This is a genomic window from Actinophytocola sp., from assembly GCF_036555685.1.
In the GTDB taxonomy this organism is placed as follows: domain Bacteria; phylum Actinomycetota; class Actinomycetes; order Mycobacteriales; family Pseudonocardiaceae; genus Actinophytocola.
This window is the reverse complement of the sequence record NZ_DATBKY010000111.1, coordinates 55056-66096: the sequence shown is the minus strand read 5'-3', so window position 1 is coordinate 66096 and position 11041 is coordinate 55056. Positions and strand designations below refer to the sequence as shown.

At 70.9% G+C, this 11041-nt stretch carries 14 protein-coding genes; 7 read left to right on the top strand and 7 right to left on the bottom strand.

The genetic code is table 11. From position 1 onward, the window contains the following. Positions 1-119: 119 nt before the first annotated feature. Positions 120-362, bottom strand: coding sequence for a DUF6411 family protein (locus VH969_RS11960; protein WP_331973768.1), 243 nt, complete (start codon positions 360-362; stop codon positions 120-122). A gap of 114 nt (positions 363-476) precedes the next feature. On the opposite strand from VH969_RS11960, the gene VH969_RS11955 reads away from it, so the two are divergent. From VH969_RS11955 to VH969_RS11925, 7 genes are all read left to right on the top strand, one after another. After that, positions 477-995: a hypothetical protein gene (locus tag VH969_RS11955; RefSeq protein ID WP_331973767.1), complete on the top strand. Its 519-nt coding sequence runs from the start codon at positions 477-479 to the stop codon at positions 993-995. Between the two features lie 178 nt (positions 996-1173). After that, on the top strand, positions 1174-2016 hold the full coding sequence (locus VH969_RS11950; protein ID WP_331973766.1) for an SGNH/GDSL hydrolase family protein: 843 nt from the start codon (positions 1174-1176) through the stop codon (positions 2014-2016). 89 nt (positions 2017-2105) lie between these two features. Beyond that, a complete protein-coding gene (locus VH969_RS11945) occupies positions 2106-3107 on the top strand; it encodes a sodium:calcium antiporter (RefSeq protein ID WP_331973765.1) in 1002 nt (333 codons plus the stop codon). 56 nt (positions 3108-3163) lie between these two features. Beyond that, positions 3164-3658: a hypothetical protein gene (locus VH969_RS11940; RefSeq protein WP_331973764.1), complete on the top strand. Its 495-nt coding sequence runs from the start codon at positions 3164-3166 to the stop codon at positions 3656-3658. 25 nt (positions 3659-3683) lie between these two features. Next, a complete protein-coding gene (locus VH969_RS11935; protein ID WP_331973763.1) occupies positions 3684-4199 on the top strand; it encodes a hypothetical protein in 516 nt (171 codons plus the stop codon). Between the two features lie 20 nt (positions 4200-4219). Beyond that, on the top strand, positions 4220-4585 hold the full coding sequence (gene hslR, locus VH969_RS11930) for an Hsp15 family ribosome-associated heat shock protein (RefSeq protein WP_331973762.1): 366 nt from the start codon (positions 4220-4222) through the stop codon (positions 4583-4585). 172 nt (positions 4586-4757) lie between these two features. Further along, entirely contained in the window at positions 4758-5588 is an 831-nt protein-coding gene (locus VH969_RS11925) for an EamA family transporter (protein ID WP_331973761.1), read from the top strand. Positions 5589-5602: 14 nt separating this feature from the next. Here the strand turns inward: VH969_RS11925 and VH969_RS11920 are convergent, their stop codons facing one another. The 6 genes from VH969_RS11920 to VH969_RS11895 are packed head-to-tail and all read right to left on the bottom strand — an operon-like array spanning position 5603 to position 10924. After that, positions 5603-6211 carry a GTP-binding protein gene (locus VH969_RS11920; protein ID WP_331973760.1) on the bottom strand — a complete coding sequence of 203 codons (609 nt, stop codon included), beginning with the start codon at positions 6209-6211 and terminating at the stop codon, positions 5603-5605. Continuing rightward, positions 6189-6566 carry a DUF742 domain-containing protein gene (locus VH969_RS11915; RefSeq protein WP_331973759.1) on the bottom strand — a complete coding sequence of 126 codons (378 nt, stop codon included), beginning with the start codon at positions 6564-6566 and terminating at the stop codon, positions 6189-6191. The genes VH969_RS11920 and VH969_RS11915 overlap by 23 nt, the downstream gene beginning before the upstream one ends. Positions 6567-6568: 2 nt before the next feature. Further along, entirely contained in the window at positions 6569-7051 is a 483-nt protein-coding gene (locus tag VH969_RS11910) for a roadblock/LC7 domain-containing protein (protein ID WP_527249157.1), read from the bottom strand. Further along, the gene (locus VH969_RS11905; protein ID WP_331973758.1) at positions 7048-9645 is read right to left on the bottom strand and encodes a sensor histidine kinase; all 2598 of its coding nucleotides are present in this window, start codon (positions 9643-9645) and stop codon (positions 7048-7050) included. Before VH969_RS11905 ends, VH969_RS11910 begins: the two co-directional genes overlap by 4 nt. Continuing rightward, on the bottom strand, positions 9642-9911 hold the full coding sequence (locus VH969_RS11900; RefSeq protein WP_331973757.1) for a hypothetical protein: 270 nt from the start codon (positions 9909-9911) through the stop codon (positions 9642-9644). The genes VH969_RS11905 and VH969_RS11900 overlap by 4 nt, the downstream gene beginning before the upstream one ends. Beyond that, complete coding sequence (locus VH969_RS11895; RefSeq protein ID WP_331973756.1) at positions 9908-10924, bottom strand: ABC transporter substrate-binding protein; 1017 nt, start codon at positions 10922-10924, stop codon at positions 9908-9910. Before VH969_RS11895 ends, VH969_RS11900 begins: the two co-directional genes overlap by 4 nt. Positions 10925-11041 lie beyond the last annotated feature (117 nt).

Here is an 11041-nt window from a genome sequence, read left to right as displayed (position 1 = left end):
GAGCCGTCGCGGCTCACCCACCACAGTCGTCTCTGCGCACGCGGATCACGGATCGAGATCGCGCTGGGTCAGGAAGCCGGGTCAGGTACTCGTCGCGACGAGCCCGCCGCGGCCCCGGGTCAGAACGGCATCTTGCCGCGGCCGCGGCGGCCGGCGTTCGCGCTCTTGCCCATCGCCCGCTGCGACGTGGAGAACGGCTTGCTCAGCCAGTGACCGAGCTTGCCCGGCGCCTTGCCGGCGGCGCGGCCACCGGCTCCGACGGTCCGCTCCGCACCGCGTTCGGGATGTCGCGAGAGCCGGGGCACCAGGAACGCGAGGATCAGCAGCAGCACGCAAACGCCGATGACGATTCCGAGAACCATGAGTTACCTCCATTCGGGGATCCAACGCAGGGTTACCCGACATGCGCGATCGTCATGCGCGGCTGGGCTGAACGGACGATCCCGCCCGGTGTTTGCGCAGCGTAGGTTGGGTCCATGCCGGACCTGCAGGACGTCGAGCGGCGGGTGGTCCGCCTCGACCGCGAGATCCAGCCGATCCTCGACCAGCCGCTGGACGTGCGCTCCCCGCAGGAGCGCGTGCAGCGGATGATGACCGGCCCGCCGCTGATCGACCAGGACACGGTGGTGCACGGTGAGATGCTGCTGCGCGCGCTGCTCGCCCACTACGCCGACGGTGACGACGCGACCCGGGTGACGATCCGGCGCATCCTCCGGGACAACCAGTCCTTCCTGTGGGCGGCGCACGTCCCGTGGGAGGCGACGACCGGCGGGGTCCGGCTCCAGGTGCTGTGGCTGTCCGCCCGCGACGGCGGCATGGACATGCGGGACGAGATCGTGAGCCTGGACCACCTGTGCACGCGGGCGGGCAACGCCGGCATCGAGATCGCCCCGATCCTGCGCGAGGTCGCCGAGCTCTCCGGCGACGAGGACCGGCAAGGCATGGGCTCGATGAAGGAGCTCCTCCTCAGCCGCGCACACCGGTACGCCGACTGACCACAGTAGACTGTCTACTTCAGAGCGAGCGCCCGGCGGTCCTGCCGACCCCGTCGCGGGCCGATGTCATGTCCCGGCGCGGCGACGGTTGACGCCGGGAGCGGCATGGTTGACGATTGGCGAGCACACTTACCTACTCGTGAGTAGTGTGCCGCCGTCACCGATGCCGGGAGATGCCATGCGCCGCCTGCTCGCGTCCGTCACCGCCGCCCTCGCACTTCTCAGCCTCACGACCGACGCGCAGGCTGCCGAGCCGCTGACCTACGTCGCGCTCGGCGACTCCTACAGCGCGGCCTCCGGCGTGCTGCCGCCGGACCCGGCCGCTCCCCCGCTCTGCCTGCGCTCGACCCGCAACTTCGCCCACGTGATCGCGCAGCGGACCGGCGCCCGGCTGACCGACGTGTCCTGCGGCGCCGCCGAGACCAGGCACTTCACCACCGCGCAGTACCCCGGCGTGCCACCGCAGCTCGCCGCCCTCGAGGCGGACGCCGGCCTCGTCACGATGACGATCGGCGGCAACGACGGCGGCGTTTTCATCGGCGCGCTGCTCGCGTGCGGCACGGCGGGGATCGCCACGCTCGGGCACGGCAGCCCGTGCGAGGACCTGTACGGCTCGCGCTTCGAGGACACGGTCCGCACCACGACCTACCCCGCGCTCGTATCCGCCCTGACCGCCGTCCGGAACAAGGCCCCGCAGGCGCGCATCGCGATCCTCGGCTACCCGTGGATCCTGCCGCCGGCCACGGGCTGCTTCGACAAGATGCCCGTCGCCAAGGGCGATGTGGCGTACCTGCGCTCGCTGCAGGCGACGCTCAACGACGCGGTCGCCCGCGCCGCGGCCGCGACCGGCGCCACCTACGTCGACATGGGCCAGGCGTCCGAGGGCCACGACGCGTGCCAGCCGCTCGGTGTCCGGTGGATCGAGCCGGTGCTGCAGACGACCAATCCCGTCGTCGTGCACCCGAATGCCTTGGGCGAGGCGAACATGGCCACCCAGGTGATGCGCGTACTCGGCCTCTGAGCGTCCTATCCGGACTGTCCAGGTAAGACGCCCGGGTAAGACAGCGGCAGGCGTGTGTCAGGTTCGACCGGACTGGGTATCCCGGGCGAATGGTCTGGAACGTCGTGTTGGTCCTTGTCAGCTTCGGGCTGCTGCTGGGCGGCGCGGTGCTGTTCACCAACGCGGTCGAATGGCTCGGTGCCCGGCTCGGGCTGGGCCACGGGCCGGTCGGCAGCGTGCTCGCCGCGGTGGCCACGGCGCTGCCGGAGTCGGTCATCCCCGTCGTCGCGATCCTCGCCGGACAGAGCGGCGGGCAGATCGCGATCGGCGCGATCATCGGCGCGCCGTTCCTGCTCGGGACGCTCGGCATGGCGGTCGTCGGGCTGTCCGCGCTGGGGTTTCGCCGCAGGCGCGCGCAGGGCACGCGGCTGCGCATCGACCAGCGCGCGACACGCCGGGACCTGTTCGTCTTCGTACCGGTACTCGCGACGGCCGTGCTGCTGGGGATCGTCGGCAACCGCGTGGTCCACATCGTCGCCGCGATCCTGTTCGTGCTCTGCTACGTCGCCTACGCGTGGCGCACGGTCGAGCGTGGCCGCGAGTCGACCGACGAGGAGAACCTCGGCGAGCTGTACTTCAACCCGCGCCGCGGGCACCCGCCCCGCACGGTGTGGATCGCGCTGCAGGTCGTGGTCGGCGTCGGGCTGATCGTGGGCGGCGCGCAGCTCTTCGTCACCGAGGTGGAGTCGCTCGGGCACGCCGTCGGCGTGCCGGCGCTGGTGCTCGCGCTCGTGCTGGCGCCGCTCGCGAGCGAGCTGCCCGAGAAGCTCAACAGCGTGCTGTGGGTGCGGCGCGACAAGGACGCGCTGGCCCTCGGCAACATCACCGGCGCCATGGTCTTCCAGGCGACCATCCCGGTCGCGTTCGGGCTGGCGTTCGTGAACTGGCAGCTCGAGACGCCGGCACTCGTGGCGGCGGGGTGCGGGCTCGCGGGCGCGCTGCTGTGCCTGGCGGTCGTCCGCCGCTCGCCGCGGTTCTCGGTCGGCCTGGTGCTCGCCTGGCTGGCGCTCTACCTCGGCGCGGTCGTCTTCATCGTGGTGACGGGTACCTGACCGCCGCGGATCCACGGGCAGAGTGGAAGAACCGCGGCCGGCCAGGTGTTGTCCACATGGAGGTGGTGGAGACGACCGAGGTGAGGCGCTGCGTCGAATGCGGCGACGAGCTGGCCCCGGAGCGGGCCGAGCTCGGGTACGCGTACTGCCTGAAGGAGACCTGCCAGGCGAAGCACCGCCAGGGCGTGGTCATCACGACCGTCGGCACGAACAAGGGCGCCGACACCGTCATCGTCGGCGACCCGGACGAGGTCAGGCGTCGCGGCGAGACCGGCGAGCTCGCGCGCAAGGACACCGGGCTCGGCCTGGGCTACGGGTCGGTCCGGGCAGGCGGCGCCGGCGCACCCCGCGGGCGCGGCACGCCGACGCCACCGCGTGCCCCGGCGCGGCGGCCCTGGACGCCCGAGCAGGAGAAACTCGTCCGGCTCTACCACGACATGGGCCTCGACCCGCGCGCGATCGCGGAGCGGGCCCGCCGGAACAACCCGCGGCTCGGCATCACCGAGCGGCTCGCGGTCCAGATCCTGTCCGCGCCGCCGTCACGCCGGTAGGCCGGTGAGCCGGTAGAAATGACGCATGGCGATCCCCCTGCGGCCGACCGACGTTCTCAACTGGACCGTGCGCACGGCATCCGACGCCGCGTCCGTGCCCGGCCGGGTGCTCAACCTGCTCAGCGCCGCCGAGGCGGTGGTGACGCGGGCCGACGAGCTGACGCGCCGCACCGAGCGCGTCGTCACCGAGGCGGAGGCGGCGGTGACGGCGGCCCGGAGGGTGACCGACGCCGCCGCCGAGCAGGTCGAGGCGGTCAGGCCGGTGATGCGGTTCGTCGAGGAGTTCAGCGCGCACGAGGTGAGCGCCGCGATCAAGCTGGTCGACGAGCTGCCCAAGCTGGCCAACCACATGAGCGAGGACATCATGCCGATCCTCGCCACGCTGGACCGGGTCGGCCCGGACATCCACGAGCTGCTCGAGGTCGCCAACGACGTCCGGCAGGCCGTCCTGGGCATCCCCGGGTTCAGCTTCCTGCGCCGCCGCGGCGAGGACAAGGACGACGACAGGGACCGGGACAGGGACCGGGACGACCGGGACTGAGCGCAGGCCATGATGGACCCATGGACTCGACCCGGGTGGACCGCTGGCTGTGGGCGGTGCGGCTGACCAAGACGCGCTCGGACGCCGCGGCGGCGTGCCGGGGCGGGCACGTGCGCGTCAACGACCGGCCCGCGAAGCCCGCCACCAGCGTCTCCGCCGGTGACGAGGTGCGCGCCCGGGTCGGCGGCACCACCCGGATCGTCGAGGTCGTGCGGGTGATCGAGAAGCGCGTGGGCGCGGCGATCGCCGTCGAGTGCTTCATCGACCGGACGCCCAAGCCGCCGCCGGAGGCCGAGGTCGCGGTGTACGCGCGGCGCGACCGTGGCGCCGGCCGGCCCACGAAGCGCGACCGCCGGATACTCGACAAGTTCCGCTCCGGCCACTGACTCCCACGATGTGAAAACGCGACGGACGACCGTCGGTGGTCTCGCGCAGGATGCGGTTATGACCCCGCTGCCAGCCGCACCCAAGGGGAACGGGACGCGACCCGGCCACAAGTACGCACCGAACCGGACAACATCAGCGCACGGCGACCAGAAGGCAAGATTCCGCATAGGCGTGACGGTGCCTCCGCCCGCGCAGGTGCTCGCCGGCATCCTGAGCGTCCAGATCGGCGCCGCGCTCGCGAAGCAGCTGTTCGGCGCGGTGGGCAGCGCGGGCGCGGTCGCCCTCCGCCTGTTCTTCGCCGCGCTGGTGCTGCTGGTGGTGTGGCGGCCGGCGCTGCGCCTGGACCGGCGCACCTGGGCGGTCGTCGCCGCCTACGGCGTGGTGCTCGGGGCGATGAACCTGTTCTTCTACATCGCGCTCGCGCAGGCACCGCTCGGCATCGTGGTCACGATCGAGTTCCTCGGCCCGCTCGCGGTGGCCATCGCCGGGTCCCGGCGGCTGCTCGACGGGCTGTGGGCGCTGCTCGCCGGCGGCGGCGTCGTGCTGCTGACGGAGAACCGCGGCGAGACCCACCTCGCGGGCATCCTGTTCGCGCTCGCCGCGGCCGCGTGCTGGGCGTCGTACATCCTGCTGAGCGCGGCGCTGGGCCGGCGCACGAGCGACGGCAAGGGCCTCGCTCTCGGTATGACGCTCGCGGCGCTCCTCGTGGCACCGGTGGGTTTCGTGGACACCGGCGTGGCGCTGTTCCAGCCGTGGGTGCTGGCCGCGGGCCTGGGGGTGGCGCTGCTGTCGTCGGTGGTCCCGTACTCGCTCGAGCTCGAGGCGCTGCGCACGATCCCGCCGAAGGTCTTCGGCGTGCTGATGAGCCTCGAACCGGCCGTCGCCGCGATCGTCGGCCTGCTCGTGCTTGGCGAGGTCCTCGGCCCGGCCCAGTGGGTGGCCATACTGCTCGTCGTCACGGCATCCGTCGGCGCGACGCGGATGGCCCGCCCGCAGACCTGACCCGGCGGGCGGACCTACCGGCTCTGGCCGGCCCCGACAGCCTCGGACTGGACGCGGAAGGTGTTGTGCAGCACCGCGAGCAGGGCGTCGCGGACCGACAGCTTGTTGCGGGCGTCGAACGTGATCAGCGGGACGTTCTCGCCCACGGCCAGGGCCCAGCGGACGTCCTCGAGGTGATGGGAGAGCACACCGTCGAACAGGTTGATCGCGACGACGAACGGCAGCCCCGCCTTCTCGAAGTAGTCGATCGCCGGGAAGCAGTCGTCGATGCGGCGGGTGTCCACGATGACGAGCGCGCCCAGCGCGCCGTGCACGATGTCGCGCCACATGAAGCCGAAGCGGTCCTGCCCGGGCGTGCCGAACAGGTACAGCTTGACCTCCTCGTCGATCGTGATGCAGCCGAAGTCCAGCGCCACGGTGGTCGTGGTCTTGTTCGGCGTGAGCTCGTTCTGGTCGACCTCGGCGCCTGCCGTCGTCATCGAGGCCTCCGTACGCAGAGGCTTGATCTCCGAGATGGCGCCGACCGCGGTCGTCTTGCCGACTCCGAACCCCCCGGCGATCACGATCTTCACCGGGGTCGGGGTGCGTTGCATACCCGGTTCAGCGAATTGTTTCGAGTCCACGAATGACCCTTTCGATCATGCCGAGATCCTGGTCGAGCGCGGCGGCCGGACGGCGCACCACGACGTAGCCCAGTGCCGCGAGGTCGGCCACCAATACGCGCGCCACCCCGATGTGCAGGCGGAGGAGCGCGGCGATCTCCGCCACCGACATCGTGGTGCGGCAGAGTTCGACGATGTCCCTGTGTTCAAAGGTGAGGTTGCCGGGCGCGGTGGCACCGTGCGAGCTGGTCGCCACCTGTGCCTCGATCTCCAGCGAGTCGTCCACCGGCTGCGCGCGCCCGGACGTGAGCAGGTAGGGCCGGATCCCCGAGACGTTCCCGGACTGCTCCTCGGACGGCGAATCTGGGCTGTTCATCTCTAGACCCCGGCGTGGGTCCTGAGCTCTTCGATGAGTTGCGGCGTCAGCACGGCACTCGCCCGGTTGGCGAACATCGCCATCTCGTAGGCGATCGTGCCGAGCCCGGCATCCTTCGACGCCAGCACCCCGAGCGAGGCGCCCATGCTGATCGTGCACACGAGCAGGTAGCCGCGCTCCATCTCGATGATGATCTTGTCGGGGTGGCCCATCGGGTGGCTGTCGGAGACTCCGTTGGCCAGGCCCAGCATCGCCGACGAGATCGCCGCGAGGCGGTCCGCGTTCTGGCGCGTGAGCTCCGAGGACATGGCGATCAGCAGCCCGTCCGCGGAGACGGTGATAGCCGCGATCGCGCCTGCCGTGTTCTGCGCGAAGCGCGCCACAAGCCAGTTGAAGTTCTGCGCCTCGACGCTGACTCCGGTAGCGGGCTTGGTCATCTGTTGCTCCCCAATCATTGGATCGGTCTCGCGGCGGGCGGCGCTCATCCGTCCACCTCCCGCTGGTGCGGCGCCGTGCCGGCGCGGGACAGGCCGCTGGTGAAATCATCCAGCTTCATGCGGTCCGCTTCGGGGTCCCGCTCACGCCACTCGGAGGTGACCCGGGACGGTGGCTTGCCGGGCTTGCCGACTCGCAGCCCCGGCGCCATGCTCTCGCCGGGCACCCGCCGCAAGAGCCCCGACCGCGTGCCGTCCGGCGAAGTCTCCTCGGCCGGCGACACGGCGTACTCGGAGGCCCGGGCGAACGCCGACTGGTAGCCGTCGAACGCGCCCCGGTCCGAGGCCGCGTCGCGCTTCGCGGACGCCGGCCGGACGGCCGGGCGGTTCGGGGCAGCGCGCGTCGGCGGCGGTGCGGCGGCCGAGCCGGGCAGCTGCGCACCGGCGACACGCCTGCGCAGCCCGCCCCGCTCCGCCACCGTGGTCTCCGAACTCTTCGGCGGCGTCTGCCCGTTGGGCGCGGCCGAGGACTCGGAAGACGACATCATTGGCTCCGTCGAGAGGTTGATCGGTGCGAACTGGCCCGAGTGCTCGGCCGGGGTCTCGGTGGCCTCCGGTGGGAACCAGGAGAAGTTCTCCGAGAACGCCGGCGGGATCGCGATGCCCTGGAACACCATCTGCCAGTTGACCTGGCCGTTCCCGGTCTGCGCGTATCCCGGGATGTGGTGCGGCGCGGTCTCCGGCTCGTCGTTGCGCCGGAACCGGTTCTCCGGGACGACGACGTCGACGGTGACGCCGCCGCCCTCGGTGGCGACCATCGCCACCGTCAGGTTGTGCCGGCGGGCGAGCCGGCCGACCACGAACAGGCCCAGCATGCTGGTCGGTGTGATGTCGAGGCGCTCGCGGGCGACCAGGCGGTGGTTCTCCTCCGCGAGCCGTTCCTGCGACATGCCGATGCCGTGGTCGATGACGGTCACCACGCACGAGCCGTTGACGAGGTACCGCGTGTCGATCTCGACCGACGTGTCCGGCGGCGAGTACGAGGTCGCGTTCTCCAGCAACTCGGCGAACACGAGGACCAGGTCCGGCCCGATGTCGCTGTCCAGCGTGATGTCGCAGACCTCGCCGAGGTGGACGCGCTGGTAGTCCTCGATCTCCGCGAGCGCCGAACGCAGCGCGGTGGACAGCTCGACCGGGCCGGACAGCTTGTCCTCGTTGCGGGTACCGGCCACGACGAGCAGGCTGTCCGCGGAACGGCGCAGGCGGGTGGAGAGGTGGTCGAGCCGGTAGAGGCTCTCCAGCAGCCGGGTGTCCTGCTCGTTGCGCTCGAGCTCGTCGACGAGGTTGAGCTGGCGGCCCACCAGGTTCTGGGTGCGCTGCGCGACGTTGGCGAACATGAGGCTGACGTTGCGGCGGGTGACCGCCTGCCGTTCCACCAGCATGGCCGCGGTCGCCTGCACCCTGTTGAACGCGTGCGCGAGCTCGCCGACCTCGTCGCGGGTGGTCACCTCGATCGCGGCGAGCCGGGGCACCTGCTCGCTCGCCACCTCGGTGTCCGCGACGCGGACCAGCTCGGTGTCGGCCAGGTTGGCCACGTCCGTCGCGGCCGCGGTGAGCCGCCGCATCGGGCTCGCGATCGACCGGCTGACGACCACCGCGAGGGCGAGGACCAGCCCGATCAGCAGCAGCACGCCGCCACCGACGAGCCAGGCCAGGGTGGCCGCGCCGTCCGCCCGGGCCTGGGCCGCGTCGGTGATCTGTGAGGTGACCTGGTCCTGCGCGACCTCGCGGAGCTTCGACTGCGCGCCGACGCTGTTGTAGGCCGACGCGGCGAACGAGTCGGCCTCGCTCGGGCTGCGGGTATCGGTCGCGCGCTCGACGAGCGTCTTGACGGCGCGGGCCTCGTCGCCCTGCTCCACCGCGACGACGAGGCCCGCCTCGTCGATGTCCGCCTGCTGGACGAACCGTTCCGTCGAGATCTGCGCCTCGGCCTGGGCGTCGTCCAGGATCGGCAGGCCGGTCTCCTTGTCGGCCGCGGCGATGAGCAGCGCCATGCCGGCCAAAGTGGACTGTTCGTTCGCGCGGAGCAGCGCCTCGAGAGCGGTGAGCTGGCGGGTGCCCTCGGCGTCGCTGTTGCGCTGGGGAACCAGTCGCAGCGCGTCGATGAGCGCGTCGTCAGTGGCGCGGTAGGTACGGGCCAGGCTTTCCTGCGTGGCCGCCTTGTCGAGGACGGACTGGCGCAGGCTGTTCAGCGACGCGAGACCCTCCAGGGCCTGCGTCACCTCTTCGGACGCGTCCGCACCCAGGTCGGCCCGCACCCGCTTGGCGAGGTCGTCGACGATCTTCGTCTGCCGGGTCACGCTCTCGCGTTCGGTCACGTTCGAGAGGTAGGCCGACATCACGAGCCGTTCCCGCTGCAGCTCGGAGATGAGCGCGCCGAGCTCACGGGTCTGCCCGGACAACCGGGCGGTGCCCGCCGCGGACCTCGCGTTGTCGATCTGGACTATCACGAACGGGACTGCGACCAGCAGGATCGCGGCCAGCGGCAGGGCGACCAGCAGGTTCAGCTTGCCGCGGATGCGAAGTCTGTTGAGGACACCGCGTGCTGCGCCGGTGTAGCGGGCCAGCACATGTCGTCCACTCATGTCCCACTTCCTTTGCTCGCGGTGCCATGGTGCTGGGCACGGGCGGCGCCCTCGAGCGACGCGGGCAGCTCGAGGAGGTCCTGGTCGTGCTTGATCGCCAGTGCACGCCGGTCGCGCAACGGCGCCGTCAGCCGGGCGGCGATCCGGCCGGGGCCCGACGCCGGCACGACGGCATGCTGGCCGAGGAACACGGCCTCCGCCACATCGCCGCCGACCACGGGGTCGGCAGCGCTGGGCACCTCGTGCTCGTCGACGGTCGATCTCATTGCGCCGCGGCCTCCTTGACGAACTGGTCGTCGAGCAGGTTGTCGGTCTCCGGACGGATCGTCGCGAGCCCGGACTCGGTGAGGAAGTCCGCGATGTCCGCGGCCTGGAAGTTGAGGTTCTTCGGCGTGGTGCCCGGGGTGAACGCGTCGATGTTCTGCTGCAGCGTGTACGTCGAGAGACCGGCCGCGTAGCTGTCGTAGTCCTTCGGCTCCACGCCGACCTGCTTGGCGAGGATCTCGGTCGCGGCCTTCTTGTGGTCCCGGATCCAGGCCAGCGTGTCGAACCAGGTGTTGACCAGCGCCTGCACGTCGTCGGGCCGGTTCTTGATCATGTCTGCGGAGACGACAAGGTGGTCGGAGCACGCGTTCGGGAACTCCGCGGTCGTCGCGATCGCGTGGGCACCCTTGCGCTCCAGCGCGGTCGTCGTGAACGGCGGGTAGTTGACCACGGCGTCCACCTGGCCGTTGACGAACGCGGCGGTGGCGGCGTCGGTGGTCAGCAGGTCCAGCTCGACGTCATCGAAGGTGAGGTCGACCTCCTCGAGCGCGAGGCGCAGCCAGTAGTGGTCCACGATGCCCTCCTCGACCGCGATCTTCTTGCCCTTGAGGTCGTTCAGGCTCGAGATGCCCGGCCGCGCGATGATCTGGTCGGCGCCGGTGGAGGTGTCGTTGATGGTGACGATCTTCTGCGGCTTCGCGCCACCGCTCAGCATCGAAAGCGTGTCGTTGAGCGACTGGTTGTTGGCGTCGAGCGCGCCGCTCGCCATCGCGTTGTTGCCATCGCTGATGCTCTCGAAGTACTTCAGGTCGACGGAGATCCCGTTTTCCTCGAAGATGCCCTGCTCCTCGGCGACCTTCCAGGGCAGCCAGCCCGGGAACGCGCCGTAGCCGAGGGTGATTCTCTCGCCGGACCCACCGCCCTCCGCCGTACAGCCCGCGGTCGCGGCGACGGCGGACAGCGCGAGGACGCAGAGGAGTGCGGTGAGAAGTCGCTTGGGGCGGCGATTGGTCACGGTTGCTCCAGAGGGTGGGAGGAGAACTCGCATATAGCGGTCGGCTCGATCCGGCGACCGGTGGCAACTGGCTTGTGTTCCTGCCTCACATCCTGACTCTGGAACCCGTGGGCCACA

What these genes read in the sequence shown, in the direction of transcription:
- VH969_RS11960 (WP_331973768.1), bottom strand. Translation starts at nt 362, where the DNA reads ATGGTTCTCGGAATCGTCATCGGCGTTTGCGTGCTGCTGCTGATCCTC.
- VH969_RS11955 (WP_331973767.1), top strand. Translation starts at nt 477, where the DNA reads ATGCCGGACCTGCAGGACGTCGAGCGGCGGGTGGTCCGCCTCGACCGC.
- VH969_RS11950 (WP_331973766.1), top strand. Translation starts at nt 1,174, where the DNA reads ATGCGCCGCCTGCTCGCGTCCGTCACCGCCGCCCTCGCACTTCTCAGC.
- VH969_RS11945 (WP_331973765.1), top strand. Translation starts at nt 2,106, where the DNA reads ATGGTCTGGAACGTCGTGTTGGTCCTTGTCAGCTTCGGGCTGCTGCTG.
- VH969_RS11940 (WP_331973764.1), top strand. Translation starts at nt 3,164, where the DNA reads ATGGAGGTGGTGGAGACGACCGAGGTGAGGCGCTGCGTCGAATGCGGC.
- VH969_RS11935 (WP_331973763.1), top strand. Translation starts at nt 3,684, where the DNA reads ATGGCGATCCCCCTGCGGCCGACCGACGTTCTCAACTGGACCGTGCGC.
- hslR (WP_331973762.1), top strand. Translation starts at nt 4,220, where the DNA reads ATGGACTCGACCCGGGTGGACCGCTGGCTGTGGGCGGTGCGGCTGACC.
- VH969_RS11915 (WP_331973759.1), bottom strand. Translation starts at nt 6,566, where the DNA reads ATGAACAGCCCAGATTCGCCGTCCGAGGAGCAGTCCGGGAACGTCTCG.
- VH969_RS11910 (WP_527249157.1), bottom strand. Translation starts at nt 7,051, where the DNA reads ATGAGCGCCGCCCGCCGCGAGACCGATCCAATGATTGGGGAGCAACAG.
- VH969_RS11905 (WP_331973758.1), bottom strand. Translation starts at nt 9,645, where the DNA reads ATGAGTGGACGACATGTGCTGGCCCGCTACACCGGCGCAGCACGCGGT.
- VH969_RS11900 (WP_331973757.1), bottom strand. Translation starts at nt 9,911, where the DNA reads ATGAGATCGACCGTCGACGAGCACGAGGTGCCCAGCGCTGCCGACCCC.